Source organism: Mycobacterium sp. NGS59 (assembly GCF_059812345.1).
The window spans coordinates 1-17256 of the sequence record NZ_JCALCN010000031.1 but is presented as its reverse complement, the minus strand read 5'-3'; the positions used below and the strand labels follow the sequence as shown (position 1 = coordinate 17256).

Sequence of the window (17256 nt, the reverse complement as noted above, 5' to 3'; positions counted from 1 at the left end):
GACAACTGCCATGAACACTTTCGCCGCCCTGGACCACGACCTGCACGACATCGGTGAACTCGACCATCTCGAACGCATCGGTGAAACCCGCGCTCAACTGCTGGCCCACATCGCGGCCGGCATCGAATCCCTGCAAAGCGCTGCCGACACCCTGGATCGGTTGTGCAGCAACACCGTTTACGACGCCGACTTCATCGACGGCCGTGACGGCCGCGACGTCGCCGCGTTCCTCGACGAAACCATCCGCAACGCCCGCGCCACCTACGCCGTCGTGCACGCCGTCATCGACCACGGGGTCCCGCGATGAGCGTCACACCACACCACACCTGGCGACCCCGTGATGCCTTCGAGCACGTCTACCAGGCGTTCGAGGCCGCCGGTCACCACATCCGCCCCCGTGGGACCGATGCCTTCATGGCAAGTTGCCCGCTACACACCGACCACAGCCCGTCGCTGTCGGTCACCTGGCGGCCCACCGGGCGCGGCGACCAGGGGGGTGCGGTGCTGATGCACTGCTTTAGCTGCCAGGCCAGCATCACCGACCTCGCCGCAGCCCTCGGATTGCGAGTGGCCGAGCTGTTCGACGCCCCCGCACCGGCTCCCACCAATCACCCCACGCCGCAGCGGCGCACCGCCGCTGCGCGACCCGCGCTCGTCTCGGGTCCGCTGCCCGCGCGGATCACCCGAACCGCCGAGCGCGTCAACCACCAATGGACAACGGTGCGCGTCTACACCTACACCACCGACCGCGGACTGCCCCACCAGCAAGTGCTGCGCCAAGAATGCGGGTGCACCGGCAAGCCGCACAAACGATTTCAGCAACGCTACCGCGACGGCCGCCGCTGGGTGTACCGCAAACCCGAAGGATTCGCCCCCGTGCTCTACCGCAGTAGCGCGATCGGCACCGCCGCCGCCAGCGGCCAGTGGATCTGGATCACCGAAGGCGAGAAAGACGCCGACACCCTCACCGGCGCAGGCCGACTGGCCACCACCAACGCCCAAGGAGCCGCCAACTTCACCGACGACCTGCTCGCGCACTTCGACGGGCTGAAGGTGGTCATCGCCGCCGACCGGGATCTTGCCGGCTACCGGCGCGCCCTGGACCTGCACACCCGGCTGCGGCGGCGCGTCGCGCAGGTAGTCATCGTGCTCGCAGCGCTGCAGGCCGACAAATCCGACATCACCGATCACCTCGCCGCCGGCCTGTGGCAACCGGGCGAACCCTTCGGCGGGCTCACCGTGGTCAGCCTCGACGAACTGCATGCCCTGGCCACCGCCGCCACCGCCGCCGAAGCCGCCGCCCACTGCGCGACCGCGCTGGCCGAAGCGCGCGCCACCGTCACCCAAGCGCACACCCACCGCCGCTGGCTGGCCGAAGCCGCCCGCCAGCTGCGCGCCGTGCACCACCAACACCAGCAGCTGACCAAGATCGTGCGCCACAAACGTTCAGTAACCGCCGAGACGGCCCTGCGCACCGTCACCGCACTGCGCACCCGCGCCGCCGCCGACTACCGGCGCAGCGCCACCGCCGAGCCCCGCCTGCAGGAGTCCGCATGAACACCGGCATCGACACCCTGGTCACCTCACAAGTCACCACCGCCATCACCGCGGCCGCAGGCCGCACCGGCGGCCCGGCCGCCCACACCGCCCGCGCGTGGATCGACGGCCTGTGCGCACGCGCCCAACTGCGCTCCGAACGACACCTCCGCCCCCACCGCCCCCACTCCTCGAGGTAACCACCCCATGCACATCACCAGCCCAGCCCGCGCGGCCGCGACCGCCCTTTTCCTGGCTGTCCTGGCTGTAGCCGGATCACCACTGGCCTCCGCCGACATACCCACGGTCAGCCCCGGCGACCGCATCGAATACCTCAGTCCCACCGCCGATGTCACCATGTTCTGCACCATCGGCTACGTTTACACCGGCCGCGACCTGCACACCTACGCCGTCACCGCCGGGCACTGCCGAGGCAAAACCGCGGGCTACGCCCGCGCCACCCGCACCGGGTTGACCGGAGACTTCACCCGCGCCATCGTCGAGCCGCCCTACCAGGGCGGGCCGGACTACGGCCTGATCGATTTCGGTATCCGATCGCTGCCGCTGGCCTACATCGGCGACACCCCCACCACCAACCGTCACCCCCAACCCGAAAAGGGCCAGCAAGTCTGCCGCACCGGAGTCTCCAGCGGCCAGCACTGCGGAGCCATCACCGGATACGCCGGCAAAAACCAATACCTCACCACCGGCATGCCGGCCAGCATCCCCGGCGACTCCGGCGGCCCCGTCTGGCTCACCACCGACACGGGATCCGCCGACATCATCGGCATCTGGCTCGGCGAAAAAACCACCACCAACGGCCAAGAACACGGCCGCTTCGCCTCCCTGGCCGACGGCCTGCAACTGCTGAACTGATCCGAGGAATCGACCCTTGCCACCCTCTGCGTTCCCACCCGCCGACGGCGATGGCGACGTGGGCATTCCCACCACGCGACACCGTGGTGTCGGGGCCGAGTTCATCACAGTAGATAGCGAGATCCTGGCATTACGGCGCTGTTCATGCCGGGTGCAGTTCCTCGGAGCGAGGTGCCCCGATGCGGGGAAGCCCTACCTGTACCGCCCGCCAACAGTCACCTGAGCACAGGCGCGGCGCAAACTAATACGGCAATTCGCACACTGCGATGTCGCAACGCGATTGGTGCGCTGGCCACTCACCGGTGACCACCCAGGCGACCAGTGCCACCGGAACCTGATTCGGCTCCTCGAGCATCAATTGTCGCAACGCGTTCTCGACCATGTGACCACAATACCCGCCGGGCACGAGCGGCCAGAGGTTTGCTGTCGGAATCCGAAGCCGCTCACCATTTTTGCCTGTCAGCGGGCACTAAGTATGACCGGTGAGGGCCCCGTCGCCGTCAACCCACGGCCCAGCGGGCTCGCCCGTTCTGCGCTCCCGCCGCCCTGACGGGCGGCTCCCGCTGCGCCCGTGCGGCACCGGCGGCTGACGCCGCCTCCTGCTGATCCGCCGGTCCTCTGCGGGGTTGACACCGCCACCCCACCGGTCCCCCCAAGCCCGCGCCCCCAGGCGCAGATCACCACGACCGCAAAGGAAATCCTGACTATGAACATCACCGAGCACACCATCGACCCATGGACCAGCACCGACCACGACCCGCACCAGCCCCCCGCTGTGGGCAGTGACGCCGATGCCGAAAACATCTACGCCGACAGGGATCTGGAAATCGAACACCACCGCGCCCAACTCATCACCAGCCTCAACACCGCCCTGACGGCACTCACCGGAGCCCACACAGCGGTCAGCGCCCTGCTCAGTGACCAGGTCTACGACGTCGAGTTCAGCGAAGCCACCACCGGCGAGGACGTGGCCGCGTTCATCACCGAAAGCCTGCGGCTCACCCGCGCCGCCTACGCCCTGACCCAACACGTCACCGACCGGTCCTGACCCGGCCGCACTTCGAAAGGACGAAGAATGAGCGAGTTCTGGGAACAATGGGCCGCCACCACTGCCGCGCCGATCCAGTGCCTCAAACGCCGCGCCACGGTGGCCTTCCGCGAAGAACGCCACCTCGGCCTAGTCACCCGGCGCCGCTGGATCACCTTCCCCGACGAAATCAACGGCGCCTCAGTCATCGTCGAGATGCCCGACAACGCACCGACCAAAACGTGCGACCAAGGCCGCCACGATCAGTGCGGGCACCGCCTCGGCGGCCCGCACGAAGGCGGCATTCTGCTCAAGCTGTCCCTGCCCGGTTTCTGCTGGCGCTGCGGCTGCCCCTGCCACAACGACCCACACCGCGCCGGGCGCCTGTTCTAACACCCGGGCCCGGCCGGCTCCCACACCAGGGGGTTGGCCGGGCCCCCCTTTTTTCTTCCGATCCCGAACCCGGCCGGCTGCCGCACGCAGTACCGGTCACACCCGCCGGTGGCGTCGCGTAATCCGTAGCCCCTCAACCTTATTGCCGTCAGCAAGGGGGCAAAGCGTAATCGGCCGGGGGCCCGAGCGGTCAACCCACGCCCGGCGCCGGCGCCGGCGGCGGAGGACATTTCCGGCCCCACCTGCTCGCTGCGCTCGCGGGCCGAAAATCCGCCGGCCCCACCACCGGACTCTTCGGGGTTGACCACCCACCCTCACCCGATTGACGCCCACCCCTAGCGCTGACCGGCGCAACCAAGCACCACAGGAGAACGGAAGAAACATCATGTCCTACAACCGCATCGCCGTCCTAGCCGCACTACACACCCAACTGATCGCCGGGAATCCCGACCCCAGCCGCGGCCTGGCCGAACTCGCCGGACGACTCGTCCTCGACGACACCTTCAACAAGACCCTGCTGCACCACATCGCCGAACGGCGCCCCCTGGCCGCCGCACTGTTGTGGACCCGCATCGCCGATCACCTGAGCGGGCAGGCCCGCATCGAAAGCCTCACCCTGGCCGCCACCTTCGCTCTGGCCGGCGGAAACCCCGGCATCAGCGCCACTCTCATCGACCGCGTCGACGTCGCAGCACGCCGCGATCACACCCAGACCCCGCCCATCCTCGAGGTCCTCAAACTCGACCACCGCGTCCGCGAGCACCACCACGCCGTCGCGGTCTAACCACGACACCCCGGCCGGGTACCGCACAGGGCCCGGCCGGGTGTGTCCCCAACCCGTCCACCAACCCACACATCACCATCACAGAATCAGGAGACAACATCATGGCGCGCAGCAAGATTCACACCACAACGACACCGAACCCCACCACCTACCACCTCGCCGAGCGACTCAAAGGCCTGGCCATCGACAGCCTCTACCGCTTCACCGCAGGCCACCGCACCCTGGCCCCCATCGACGGGCGCACCGTCACCGCCCTGCACACCACCCACCCCTGGGGATACAGCGCCCAGCTGCACGCCACCGACAGCCACGGGAACCTGCACGCCGCCGCCGAAGCCACCGCCACTCACCCACTGCCCACGGCGATCAGCTCACGAATCAGAACCTTCCGCAGCGGGCCACTGGCATGGCACAACGCCGCCGCCCGTATCACCAACGACGCCTGCCCCGATCCGGCCGACCGGACCGTGTTCGTTGCGTCCGGTCACCACCACTACGAACTGAGCCGTCGCCTGGACCCGGCCAACTTGCGCGAATACTGGGATCTGCGCATCGACGGACACCGCCACGAGCCGTCCTTCGCCGGACCCACCGGCGCAGCCGAATACGTCACCGACACCACCGAAGCAGGACGCTAACCACCCACCAAGGCCCGGCCAGCACCCTTCACACCAGGGCGTTGGCCGGGCCCCTTTTTTCTTCCGGTCCCGAACCCGGCCGGCTGCCGCGCAGTGGCGGTCACACCCGCCGGTGGCGGCGCGTAATCCGTAGCTCCTCAACCTTATTGCCGTCAGCTTGGGGGCAAATCGTAATCGGCCGGGGGCCCGAGCGGTCAACCCACGCCCGGTGGCGGCGCCGGCGGCGGAGGACATTTCCGGCCCTACCAAGCTCGCTGCCGCTCGCGGGCCGAAAATCCGCCGGCACCACCACCGGACTCTTCGGGGTTGACCACCCACCCTCGACCGATTGACCCCACCCCTAGCGCTGACCGGCGCAGCCAATCACCTTCACCGAACGGAGAACACCATGGAGAACTTCAACGCACTGCGCACCCCCGCCGACATCGTCGCCGCCGCACCAGGCCTGCTCGGATTCGTTCCCACCAACAGCATCGTGGTCTACCTGCTCGCCCAGCACCCCACCACCGGTCTTGGGGTGCGCTGCGCGGCCCGCTTCGACATCACCAACAGCACCGAGCAAGCCACCAACTTCCCCGCCACCTGCAACCTGCGCGCCGGGAACTTCGCCGCCGCGATCATCCTCGCGGTCTGCGACCAACCCCACGACACCCACGCCCACCACCTACTGGAAGCCACCCGAGACTCCCTGCGCGCCGTCAACATCGAGGTGTTGCGCTGCCTGCACACCCGCGACGTCACCGAGACCGGCCAGTGGCTCGACATCGACACCGGCCAGTACGGACCCACCTACCCCTACACCGACGCCGTGCTCACCGCCCAACTCGTCCACCGAGGCCACACCATCCGCGCCCACCGCAGCGACATCGAGGACGAATTCAGCCCACTGCCCCCCGCGCCGCCCGCCACAGTCGGCGACCACGCCCGTCTCGTCGCAGCGACCGTCGAGGAGATCACCGCCGCCCTGGCCGGTGGGCCCATCACGAATCCAACCTTGGCCACCCGCGCGGGCATCCTGATCACCGCACACCCAGCCCTGCGCGACGCGATGATCGGGCTGGCCATCGACACCCCCGAATACGCCGCGGACCTGTGGACCCACATCGCCCGCCGACTGCGCGGCGCACCCCGCGCCGAAGCGCTCACCGTGGCAGCGGCCTGCCTGTGCCTCAACGGGGACACCGTGCGCGCCGGCATCGCCCTGGACGCCGCGTTCGACGAAGCCCACACTAGCCACACACCCGAGCCGGGACTGGCCGGTCTGCTCTCCGCGGCACTGCGTGCCGGGCTCTCACCGGAAAAGATCAGCCAAGCCCTCATCGCCGCGACCGAACCCCGCACCCCCGACACCGACTGATCACCACCAAGCCTGGACCGGCCAGCTCCCCACCGCACGGGGGTTGGCCGGTCCCCTTTTTTCTCCCGGCCCCACCCCCGGCCAGCCGCCGTAGGAAATCCCTGTCGCTGCCGCCCGTGGCGTCTCGCAATCCGTAGCCCCTCACCCTTTTGCCGTCAGCAAGGGGGCGCAGCCTAATCGGCCGGGGGCCCGACCTGTCAACCCACGCCCGGTGGCGGCGCCGGCGGCGGAGGACATTTCCGGCCCTACAAGCTCGCTGACGCTCGCGGGCCGAAAATCCGCCGGCACCACCACCGGACTCTTCGGGGTTGACAGCCCACCCTCGACCGATTGACCGCACCCCTAGCGCTGACCGGCGCAGCCAATCACGTTGAGCGAACGGAGAACACAACCATGGAGATCTCAGAATTCGAGCACGCCTTCAACCTGTGCGACGAGGCCGCGGGCCGCATCACCGAGCAGGCCTACGGAATCACCCGCATCGCCGCCCACAACCACGGTGACATCGCACTGACCACTGTGCACGAACGCACCGCCGACGGTGGGCACCGCCTGATCCTGCTGGCCACCGACGACCACGGCCAACTCGCCGCCGTCGAAGCCACCACACCCGACCTGCACACCCGCCCAGTGACCCGGATCCTCAAAGTCCGCGCCGGCGACCTGACCTTCCACGCCCTGCCCAAGAACAAGTGGGCCTGGTCGGCGGCCGCCGCCGGCCACACCTACCGCCTGGCCGCCGCCACCGGCGACGAACTCGACGACGCCGACGACCCGCTGTGGACCACCACCATCGACGACCACCGCCCGACCGACTACGACGCCCTCGACGACGCGATCGAGCACCTGGTCGACCACCACCGTCGCCGCGCCGCCTAGCACTCACCGACGACCTCACAGCCCGGCCCGCCACCGACTCGGCGGGCCGGGTTTCCCATACCCCAACCCTTCAAGGAGATCTCTCATGCCTGACATCGACTACGGACTGGCCCTGGACTTCGTCGACCCGGCCGACAACATCACCCGCCAGCTCCGGTTCCAACTCAACTGGGCACCCCCCGGTGACCCGCGTCTGTTCGACGGAACCGGCCAACTCGTTGCCGTCATCGACGACACCCGCCGCCCCGACCACGGCCGCACCCAAGCGCTCACCCGCCCCCGCGTCGCACACACCGACGTCGACGCCGCCCTGCACGGTTGGCAGACCTGGGCCATGCTCAACGACAGCGTCGCCGACCTGGCCGCCATCCGGCGTGCCCTGGTCGCCGCAGGCCTGACCTGAACCCGATCTACCCGCGGCCCGGCCAGCACCCGTAACACTCGGGGGTTGGCCGGGCCCCCTTTTTTCTTCCGGCCCCACCACCTGGCCAGCCGCCGGAGGAAACCCCTTTCGCAGCCGCCCCTGGCGTCGCGGAATCCGTAGCTACTCAACTTTTTTGCCTGTCAGCAGGGCGCACAGGGTAACCGGGTGGGGACCCGTCCGCTCAACCCACGCCCACGGTCGGGCATCGCCGTAGCCGAGTGACCGTTTTCGGCCCTATGCCAGCCCGCCCCGAGGCGCTGCGCGCCGGGCGGGCGCGGGCCGAAAACCCGGCGAACACCCACCGCGGACTCTGCGGGGTTGACCGTCCACCCCCACCCGCTTCCAAGCACCCCTGCGCCGACCGGCGCACCACAACACCGTTTCCCGAAAGGAACACCTCTCATGGCACACGAACTCGACATCACCAGCGGCATCGCCTCCTTCGCCAACTCCCGCAGCGACCACTGGCACCGCCTGGGCCAAACCGTCGGCCACACCATGACCGCACGCGAAGCCCTCGACGCCGCCCACCTGGCCGGCTGGAACGTCCGCAAAATGGCCCTGCAGGTGCCCCAGGAGCCCGTCATCGACGAAAACGGCGTCACCGCACCGCAACCCCTGCCGGTGCCCGATTTCTACGCCACCGTGCGCACCAACCCCATCAACGGCCGCCTCGACGTTCTTGGCGTCGTCGGCAGCAAGTACGAGCCCGTCCAAAACGAAGCGTCCTGCGATCTCCTCGACGCCCTCGTCGACGAAAGCGGGGCGCACTTCGAGACCGCCGGCGCGTTGCGCGGCGGACGGGAAACCTTCGTCACCATGAAGCTGCCCGAAGCGATCGTGTTCGACGGCCGAGACGGCACCAAAGACCGCACCGAGCTCTATCTGGCGGCGTTGAATTCCCACGACGGGTCCTCGAAGTTCACCTTCCTCGTGACCCCGATCCGCATCGTCTGCCGCAACACCCAAGCCGCGGCCTTGCGGGATGCCAAGGCCAGCTGGGGAATCCGGCACACCGGCGGGGCACGCGCGGCCATCCTGGAGGCCCGCAACGCGCTGAAACTGACCTGGCGCTACGCCCAGTCCTTCGAAGCAGAAGCGGCCGCGCTCTACGCCCGGGAGATGGACACCGATCAGGTCCGCGACTTCGCCCACCAACTGTTCGAAGTCGACGCCGCGACCAGCACCGCCACCCGCCGGCACCGCCGCGAACGCGCGGGCGGCATCGTGAAGCTGTGGACGTCCTCGCCGACCCTCACCCCGATCGCCGGAACCCGCTGGGCCGCCTACAACGCCGTCACCGAATACCTCGACCATCACGTCCCGGTCCGAGGTGCCCGCACCAGCAGTGACGCGGCCAACGCCCGCGCGCTGCGCAACATCGCCAGCGCCGCCAGCACCAGTTCGCTGAAAGCCCAAGCCTTCCGGATGCTGCAGACGCTCTAACCCGACCCGCCCGGGCCCGGCCAGCTCCCCACACTCGGGGGTTGGCCGGGCCCCCCTTTTTCTTCCGGCCTCATCGCCGCGCCTGACGGCGCGCGCGCGGGCCGCCTCAGCGGCGGCCACCTCCTCCGTAGCCACTCACCTTCTGCCGCTCGACGGGGCGCACACGCTAACCGGGCGGGGGCCCGAGCTGTCCACCCACGCCCGGTGGTCGCGCCGGCGGCGGAGGACATTTCCGGCCCTACCAGCTCGCTGCCGCTCGCGGGCCGAAAATCCGCCGGCCCTACCACCGGACTCTTCGGGGTGGACAGCCCACCCTCACCCGCTTGCCCGCACCCCGTGCCGACCGGCACACCAACCTCGACGGAAGGACTGTCCCATGACCACTCTGCGCACCACCGTGTACCTCAACCACGCCCACGCCCGCTTCTTCGGATTCAACGACACCACCGCGCAACTGCGCATGGCCGAAACCTTCGACCTCGACCTCCCCGAGCACCTCACCGGAGCCGCTCTCGTCGACGTCGCCCTTAACGTGGTCTTCGAACAGCTCAACATCGACGAGCCCGAACACATCTGGGCGCTGCGCTACCGCCTGGCCGGGCACCGCAGCCTGTCGGTGGGCGACGTCGTCGTTACCGGCGAAACCGCCTGGGCAGTAGCCCCTATCGGATGGAAACCTGTCACCGCCGACACCCTGACCGCCGGCATCGTCCGCTGAACCCTCGACACCGAAAGGAGCCGAACTCATGGGCGAGTACTTCACCCCGATCTTCCTCAACACCGCCGGGCACATCGTCTGCGCCCTGGACCCCGCCGACTACGGCTCGGGCCTCAAGCTGGCCGGGCACACCCGCGCCGACGACCCGCTCATGTCGGCGGTGCTCACCCTGCTGGCTCTCGACGGCGGTCTGCGCCTGGTCTGGGCCGGTGACTGCGCCGACCCCGATCCCGGCCACCAGGCCGCTCTGTACTTCCTTGTCGAGGACCGCCATTTCGTGCGGTTCGACGGACTCGTGGCAGACGGCGTAACACCGAACACGCCACTGGGCGAGGCAGCCGCGTCAACCCGCGAGGGTTACCTGTGCAACCTCGACAAGCGCGAATACCTCGCCCACACCGATCTGGTCGCCGACCACACCGGGTGGCGGCGCACACCGCTGCCTTCGCTGACCGCCGAATCCGAACGCACCACACCCAATTCGCAAAACTTCGGGGCCTGGGCGCGCGACCGACTCCACTACCGGCTCAGCCACCCCGGGCCCGGCTGGACCGCGCGCCAGTAAGCTCCACCCAGGGGCCCGACCGCCAGCCGCCCCGACAGCGCTGGCGGTCGGGCACCCTTCTTAGCCTCCGGCCCACCACTCACCACAGAGTCGGATCACTCGATCCCAGCAGCGCCACGCGCACCGCCTCGGCGTTCCAGCCATGGCGCACCGCTTCGCGTAACGCCACCGCCCGCTCGCGGCGCGCGCGAAGACCATTGTCGCCCTGCCGGATCGGCAGCCGCCCGCCGCCGCGACCGGCCCGCGCCATCATCACCATGTTGTCGCGCTGAGTCCCGCCCACGATGTGCAGCAGGCCGACCTCCCCGGGCAGGCTCACCCTCACGCACGCCGGATTGTCACAGCCATGCAGAGCGCGCACCCACGGCGCCAACGGTTCGCCTTCAAGTGCGGCCGCCAGCGCATACCGGTTCGGTCGCACCATGATCCGGTCCGACCCGCGGCCGACCCAGAACCGGCCGTAGCCGTCGGTTCCCACCGCGCCTGTCCAGATCGCGCAATCCTCCGCTCCGGGCCCGCGCACCACGTGGCTGGCAAAGCGCGCCAACTCCTCGGCATGCGCGACCGGATCGACGACCAGCTGTAGCGGTTGCGAACGTCCCATGACCCCACTGCGTTTCGATGCCCGCGTGCGGCCCGGTTGCCGCACCAGCACCCATCATCGCCGCGCACACCGACACTGCCGCCTTAGACCGTCGCCGAGGACGGCGCCAGCGTCTTCACAGCCGCACCGGTTCGGCTCGCGTCCCCTGCCGTCACTGACGGCGCCTCGCTCGCCTCGACCGCACCGCCCGAGGGCTCAGCAACCGGCCGCGCGGCCTCGGCGTCCGCACCCGGCGGCTGCGCCGCCGTCGCCGCCTCGTCCTGCGCCACTGGGCCGGCTGCTTCGGCTTCCCGAATCAGTTCGCGGGCTTGCTTTTCGGAGAGCTTGGCCATCCGCGCGATCTCACGCAGGGGCTCCCCCCGATCGCGCATCGCGGCCAGCGCCTGCCCGCACACCACGCGCTGCGCGCCTCGGCGGCGATCGGCATCCTCACGCAACACCTGCTGACGCGCCGAAAGCCAGCCGTCGACGGCCTCGACGCGTTCGCGGGCGGAGAAGTACCGTCCCAGGTCCTCGACGTTGGCCCTGGTGCGGCGCACCACGTCATCCTGGGCGGCGCTGGCGGCCTCACGCGCGGCGCGGCGGGCCTGCTTGCTGATCACTGTGTTCGCCATGGATCACACGCTAAGCCCCACCAACCCCCCAGCGCCGCAACGCAAGCCAAAAATCTTTCCGACCGCACCCCACACCAGGCTTCGCAACCGAGCACTCACCGCCCACCCGAGCGGCACTTAGGGTGCCCTAACTTTTCCCGACCGCCGAACATCACACCTCTTGCACTCAGGTAACGGTTCGGTAACGGCCGTTATCTGGGGGCGGGGGCGCCCCTAGTTTCAGGTTCAGGTGATGACGCAGTGATGGGCTTACATAAATTGACCGCCGGCGACGGCTATCTCTATTTGATCCGCCAAGTCGCCGCCTCTGATGCCACCGAGCGGGGCCGCCCCACTTTGGCGCAGTACTACACCGAAAAGGGGGAATCCCCGGGCCGGTGGATGGGCCGCGGCCTGGCGGCACTGGCCACTCCGCTGGCCCGCTACGCCTGTGATCCGCTGGTCGCCAAGTACTGGGGCGTGCCGGCTGGCTCGCAGGTCGGCGAAGAGCAGATGAAGGCGCTGTTCGGTGAGGGTTTACATCCCAACGCCGAACAGATCACCGGTCTTCTGACGAAGCTGGGCGCCGGTGCGGCCGGGGCGAGTATGGCCGCGCGGCTGGGCCGGCCTTTCCATGTCGACGGCAAAGAAAACCGGTTCGTCACCAGGCTTCGCGAGGTTTACCGCGACTACAACCTCACCATCGGTGCCGATGTTTCAGCCAGCATCGCCCCCGACATCCGGGCCCGGCTGCGCACTGCGGTCGGGCAGGAATTGTTCACCGAAACCTACGCTCGCCCACCGGCGGACGCGCGGGAACTGTCCGGTTTCATCGCCGCCAATTCCCGCGCCGCCTCCACCGCGGTAGCCGGCTACGACCTCACCTTCACCCCGGTCAAATCGGTCTCCACGCTGTGGGCCATCGGGGCACCGCCGATCGCCGCCGCGATCGAGGACTGCCACCGCCAGGCGGTGGAGGAGACCCTGGAATTCCTGGAAGACAACGCCGCGTTCTCCCGCATGGGAGCCGGTGGCATCGCCCAGGTCGACACCACCGGTTTGATCGTGGCCGCCTTCGATCACCGCGACTCCCGGGCCGGGGACCCCAACCTGCACACCCACGCCGCAGTCAGCAACAAGGTCCACGTCATCGGCCCCGACGGAATAGGCCGGTGGATGGCGCTGGACGGCGCGACACTGCACCGTGCCGCGGTCGCGGCCTCGGAGTTCTACAACACCCGCATCGAAGCGTTGCTGGTCGAAAAACTGCGGGTGCGGTTCACCGCGCGGCAGTCCCGGCGCGGTAAACGACCGGTACGTGAAATCGACGGCATCCCCGAGGAACTCAACGAGAAATACTCCTCACGCAGCGCCGCCATCGACCACCGGGTGGGCGAGCTGGCCAAGGCGTTCCACACCGAACACGGCCGCGAACCCACCGCCGTGGAGATGCTCGCCCTGACTCAGCAAGCCACCCTGGAAACACGGCAAGCCAAACACGAACCCCGCTCCCTGGCCGAGCAGCGCCACACCTGGCGCGTCCAAGCCGTCGAGGTCCTGGGCAGCCAGCGCGCGCTGAGCAACATGGTCGCCGCGGTCACCAATCACGCACCGGCACACCACGTCCCGATCAGCGACAGCTGGGTACACCAGCAGGCCGCTCACGTCATCGACACCGTCTCCGAGCATCGCGCCACCTGGACCATCAACCACGTCCGCGCCGAAGCCCACCGCCAGCTGCGCTACGCCGATCACCCCGGCGGACCCGAACTGGTCGACCGCATCGTCACGGCCGCCCTGCGCGGGCACAGTCTGGTCCTGACCAGCCACGCCGACACCGACAAACACGAACCCGCCGCCCTGCGCCGCGCCGACGGTTCCAGCGTGTACACCCGCCACGACACCACCCTGCACACCAGCGAGGCCATCCTGGCCGCTGAGCGGCGCATCCTGGCCGCCGCCGCCCGCACCGACGGCCGTGTCATCGACGCCGACAGCATCGAAGTGGCGCTGCTGGAAGCCCACGCCAACACCGGTGTGGCCCTCAACGACGGACAAATTGCCATGGTCCGCGAAATGGCCACCTCCGGGGCCCGCGTACAACTCGCGCTCGCCCCCGCAGGCACCGGCAAAACCACAGCCATGGCCGCCCTCGCGGCAGCCTGGCGCACCAGCGGCGGCACCGTGATCGGCCTGGCCCCCACCGCCGGAGCGGCCGAAGTCCTGGCCGAAGACCTCGGCTCGGACACCGACACCCTCGCCAAACTGGTGCAGCTCACCGGCACCCGGGCAGACCAACCCGAAGCCCCCCACGACGACCCCGCCCGCCGATGGTTCGACACCATCAACGCCGACAGTTTGCTCATCGTCGACGAAGCCGGAATGGCCTCCACCGCCGACCTGGACACCCTCCGCGCTTGTGCCGAAGCGCGCGGTGCCAGCGTGCGCCTCATCGGCGACGATGAGCAGTTGGCGTCGATCTCGGCCGGCGGCATCCTGCGCGATCTGGCGCAGCGCCACAATGCGGTCACCCTGAGCACCGTCGTGCGCTTCACCCACCCCGAAACCGGGCACGCCGAAGCCGCCGCCAGCCTGGCCATCCGCAACGGTGACCCCGCCGGCATCGGCTTCTACATCGACCACGGCCGCGTCCATGTCGGCGCCGATCAACACGCCGCGGACATGGCCTACGACGCCTGGGCCGCCGACCGTGCCGCCGGGCGCGACTCGATCCTGTTGGCTCCCACCAACGAGCTAGTCGCCCAACTCAACGAACGCGCCCGACTGGACCGTCTCACCGCCGCCGGCACCGACGCGAGCACACCCAAAGCCGCAGCGACCGTCACCCTCGCTGATGGGCTGACCGCCTCGGCCGGCGACATCATCGCCACCCGCAAGAACGCCCGCTGGATACGGACCACCAGCCGCGGCGGCTGGGTCAAAAACGGTCACCGCTGGACCATCCGCACCGTGCACGACGACGGCTCGTTGACCGTCGTCCCGCTCCGAGGCCGCGCCACGACGGTGCGGCTACCCGCCCGCTACGTCACCACCAACACCACCCTGGGCTACGCCTGCACCATCAACGCCGCCCAAGGCATGACCGCGGGTGGGCGCGACGTCGAAGGCACCTGCCACACCGTCATTTCCGACCGGCTCACCCGCCAGCAGCTCTACGTCGCTGGCACCCGCGGACGCACCGAAAACCACTTCTACGGCTCCACCGCCGAATCCGACCCGCACCGCATCCTGGCGCCCAAAGCCACCCACCCACCGACCGCCGTCGACGTGCTCACGACCATTCTCGGCCGCGACGGCGCACAAATCTCCGCTCACACCGCCGCCGCACTCGACGCCGACCCGTTCACCCGGTTACACCAAGCGTGCGCGATGTATGCCGATGCGCTCTCTGCGGGCGCCGAACACCGCGCCGGCACCACCGTCATGGCCGCCATCGACACCGCGGCCGCGGGCCTCGGAACCCGCGTCACCGACGCCCCGGCCTGGCCGGTGCTGCGCCGCAACCTGGCTCTGCTTGCCCTGCACGGTGCTGACCCCGTCGCCGCCCTCCACGACGCCGCAGCCACCCCACTCGGCGATGCTGTCGACCCTGCCGCCGTCCTGGATTGGCGCCTGCCCATCCGCGGCGAAACCACTGCGCCACAACCCGCCCCGCTGCACTGGCTCAACCCCACACCAGCGGCCCTGAGCAACGATGACGTGTGGGGTCCGTGCCTGCGCGCGCGGGCTGAACTGGTCACCGAACTCGCCGACACCGTACGCTCCACCGCCCGCGGGTGGGGGGCTGCCACCGCACCGGCATGGGCGCGCCCACTGCTCGGCCAGCGCGACCCTCTGATGGCCGAAATCGCCGTCTTCCGGGCCGCCCACGGCGTCGATCAGGCCGACACCCGCATCACCGGCCCCGAACAACACCCCAACCGCTCCAAGGTCTTCCAACAGCTCATCAACGCCCGCCTCGACGCCGCCCTGACCCGAGCCAACACCGACGCCGCGCGTTGGCGCCAGCTCGCCGAAAACCACGACCGACATCTCACCGCAGACCCGTTCTGGCCGCGCCTGGCCACCCACTTCAACGACGCCGCCCAGGCCGGCGCCGACATCGACACGTTGCTGCGCGACGCCCTAGCCGCGCACGGCCCACTCCCGTCCGAGATGCCCGCCGCCGCCCTGTGGTGGCGCCTGGCCGGCACCCTGGCCCCGCCGTCGCTGGATCGCGCCGACACCACCCTGCGACCGGCCTGGGCCGCGGCGCTACACGGTCTGTTCGGCACCGTCGTCGCCGAAGCGATCATCACCGACCACGCCTGGCCGTCCCTGGTCGCCGCGGTGGCCGCCTGTGACTGGCCCCCGGCTGATCTGCTCGCCGCCGCCGCGGAACACCTGCACGACATCAACGCCGAAAAGCCTTTGCGCCCCGACCAGTACGCGCGCCTGCTGACCTACCGCGTCGAGCTGCTCACCCACCACGCCGCCACCCTCGACCCCGACGTACCGCACCCCGCCGACACCCAGCACACACAGGCGGTCGGCGACCAACTCGACTTGTTCGCCACCGGCGACTACGGGCTCGAGGAGCACCTGGGCGAGCCGCCACCCGACCCCACCGACTACCCCTACAGCTTCGCCGAAGAGGACCTCGCCGGCCTGGACTTCGACGACCTCCCCCACCACCGGCCCCTGCGTGCTGAGCTGGCCGAGAACACTGACATCCCCGCTCTGCGCGCCCGCCGCGACGCCGCCTACCGCCACCTGCGCCAGCTGGAAAAAGCCATCCTGGGCGGGGGCGGTGGACCCGCCGAACACGCCGCCGCCGCCGAACTCGCCGACCTGCGCCGCCGCCACCACCAGCAGCGGCCCCTGCACCAGGCGCTGGCCCACGCCCACACCCGGTGGGTGCACGCCGAAGACGCCGCCGCGCTGCACGCCACGCTGCTCGACCAGCTCGACGCCGCCATCACCGCGGCGACCCGCCGCGCCGATCACGGTGCCGCCGCCCGCTACCGCGCCCACCGCGACCAGGTCACCAGAAACACCGAGCGCATCACTGTCGCGCTACACACTGCGCGCACCCGACTCGACGACACCCGCACCACCCTGCTCGACGCCGCCGGCGGCCCGCAGGGCATCGTCACCGAACACCACATCCACACCCGCCGCACCGCGGCCATCACCACCGACACCGCCGCCCTCAACGACGCCCGCCGAAACGCCCGCACCCTCGATGACCAACTCTGCCGCGCAGAAGCCGGGGCGGCCCGCGCCCTGGCGCAGCGCCCCACCCACGCCTACGATCTGGCGACCGACATCGACCAATTACGCGCCGAGGTTGCTTACCTGCAGGCCGCCAGCACCGTCAGCCCCGGAGCCCTCTACTACCCGCCCGAAACCGCGC

18 protein-coding genes are annotated in these 17256 nt (G+C 69.5%); 15 read left to right on the top strand and 3 right to left on the bottom strand.

Going from position 1 to position 17256, the window contains the following annotated elements:
* Nucleotides 1-10 precede the first annotated feature (10 nt).
* The 4 genes from AC5Y46_RS23360 to AC5Y46_RS23345 are packed head-to-tail and all read left to right on the top strand — an operon-like array spanning nt 11 to nt 2412.
* Nucleotides 11-307 carry a hypothetical protein gene (locus AC5Y46_RS23360; RefSeq protein WP_499993349.1) on the top strand — a complete coding sequence of 99 codons (297 nt, stop codon included), beginning with the start codon at nt 11-13 and terminating at the stop codon, nt 305-307.
* Nucleotides 304-1557 (top strand): hypothetical protein, encoded by a 1254-nt coding sequence (locus tag AC5Y46_RS23355; protein ID WP_499993347.1) that lies wholly within the window; start codon nt 304-306, stop codon nt 1555-1557. Before AC5Y46_RS23360 ends, AC5Y46_RS23355 begins: the two co-directional genes overlap by 4 nt.
* Nucleotides 1554-1736 (top strand): amidohydrolase, encoded by a 183-nt coding sequence (locus AC5Y46_RS23350; protein WP_499993346.1) that lies wholly within the window; start codon nt 1554-1556, stop codon nt 1734-1736. The genes AC5Y46_RS23355 and AC5Y46_RS23350 overlap by 4 nt, the downstream gene beginning before the upstream one ends.
* Nucleotides 1737-1743: 7 nt before the next feature.
* On the top strand, nt 1744-2412 hold the full coding sequence (locus AC5Y46_RS23345; RefSeq protein WP_499993345.1) for a chymotrypsin family serine protease: 669 nt from the start codon (nt 1744-1746) through the stop codon (nt 2410-2412).
* Nucleotides 2413-2653: 241 nt separating this feature from the next.
* Here AC5Y46_RS23345 and AC5Y46_RS23340 read toward each other — a convergent pair whose 3' ends face one another.
* The gene (locus tag AC5Y46_RS23340) at nt 2654-2794 is read right to left on the bottom strand and encodes a hypothetical protein (RefSeq protein WP_499993343.1); all 141 of its coding nucleotides are present in this window, start codon (nt 2792-2794) and stop codon (nt 2654-2656) included.
* A 324-nt stretch (nt 2795-3118) separates the two neighbouring features.
* On the opposite strand from AC5Y46_RS23340, the gene AC5Y46_RS23335 reads away from it, so the two are divergent.
* The 10 genes from AC5Y46_RS23335 (at nt 3119) to AC5Y46_RS23290 (ending at nt 10643) form a co-directional block, all read left to right on the top strand.
* The gene (locus AC5Y46_RS23335; RefSeq protein WP_499993341.1) at nt 3119-3460 is read left to right on the top strand and encodes a hypothetical protein; all 342 of its coding nucleotides are present in this window, start codon (nt 3119-3121) and stop codon (nt 3458-3460) included.
* Nucleotides 3461-3487: 27 nt separating this feature from the next.
* Nucleotides 3488-3832 (top strand): hypothetical protein, encoded by a 345-nt coding sequence (locus AC5Y46_RS23330; protein WP_065045534.1) that lies wholly within the window; start codon nt 3488-3490, stop codon nt 3830-3832.
* Between the two features lie 385 nt (nt 3833-4217).
* Entirely contained in the window at nt 4218-4616 is a 399-nt protein-coding gene (locus AC5Y46_RS23325) for a hypothetical protein (RefSeq protein WP_499993339.1), read from the top strand.
* Nucleotides 4617-4717: 101 nt separating this feature from the next.
* Complete coding sequence (locus tag AC5Y46_RS23320; RefSeq protein ID WP_499993338.1) at nt 4718-5254, top strand: hypothetical protein; 537 nt, start codon at nt 4718-4720, stop codon at nt 5252-5254.
* A gap of 328 nt (nt 5255-5582) precedes the next feature.
* Nucleotides 5583-6611 carry a DUF4192 domain-containing protein gene (locus AC5Y46_RS23315; protein WP_499993337.1) on the top strand — a complete coding sequence of 343 codons (1029 nt, stop codon included), beginning with the start codon at nt 5583-5585 and terminating at the stop codon, nt 6609-6611.
* A gap of 393 nt (nt 6612-7004) precedes the next feature.
* The gene (locus AC5Y46_RS23310; RefSeq protein WP_499993336.1) at nt 7005-7490 is read left to right on the top strand and encodes a hypothetical protein; all 486 of its coding nucleotides are present in this window, start codon (nt 7005-7007) and stop codon (nt 7488-7490) included.
* An 85-nt stretch (nt 7491-7575) separates the two neighbouring features.
* Nucleotides 7576-7893 carry a hypothetical protein gene (locus AC5Y46_RS23305; RefSeq protein WP_499993335.1) on the top strand — a complete coding sequence of 106 codons (318 nt, stop codon included), beginning with the start codon at nt 7576-7578 and terminating at the stop codon, nt 7891-7893.
* A gap of 423 nt (nt 7894-8316) precedes the next feature.
* Complete coding sequence (locus AC5Y46_RS23300; RefSeq protein WP_499993333.1) at nt 8317-9360, top strand: DUF932 domain-containing protein; 1044 nt, start codon at nt 8317-8319, stop codon at nt 9358-9360.
* Between the two features lie 376 nt (nt 9361-9736).
* Nucleotides 9737-10078 carry a hypothetical protein gene (locus tag AC5Y46_RS23295; RefSeq protein ID WP_499993332.1) on the top strand — a complete coding sequence of 114 codons (342 nt, stop codon included), beginning with the start codon at nt 9737-9739 and terminating at the stop codon, nt 10076-10078.
* 28 nt (nt 10079-10106) lie between these two features.
* Complete coding sequence (locus tag AC5Y46_RS23290; protein ID WP_499993330.1) at nt 10107-10643, top strand: hypothetical protein; 537 nt, start codon at nt 10107-10109, stop codon at nt 10641-10643.
* Nucleotides 10644-10722: 79 nt separating this feature from the next.
* Here the strand turns inward: AC5Y46_RS23290 and AC5Y46_RS23285 are convergent, their stop codons facing one another.
* Both AC5Y46_RS23285 and AC5Y46_RS23280 read right to left on the bottom strand, forming a co-directional pair.
* Entirely contained in the window at nt 10723-11247 is a 525-nt protein-coding gene (locus AC5Y46_RS23285) for a hypothetical protein (protein ID WP_499993329.1), read from the bottom strand.
* Between the two features lie 83 nt (nt 11248-11330).
* A complete protein-coding gene (locus AC5Y46_RS23280; RefSeq protein ID WP_499993328.1) occupies nt 11331-11861 on the bottom strand; it encodes a hypothetical protein in 531 nt (176 codons plus the stop codon).
* 243 nt (nt 11862-12104) lie between these two features.
* On the opposite strand from AC5Y46_RS23280, the gene mobF reads away from it, so the two are divergent.
* Nucleotides 12105-17256 (top strand): MobF family relaxase (gene mobF / locus AC5Y46_RS23275; RefSeq protein WP_499993326.1); only part of this gene is annotated, 5152 nt, incomplete at its 3' end.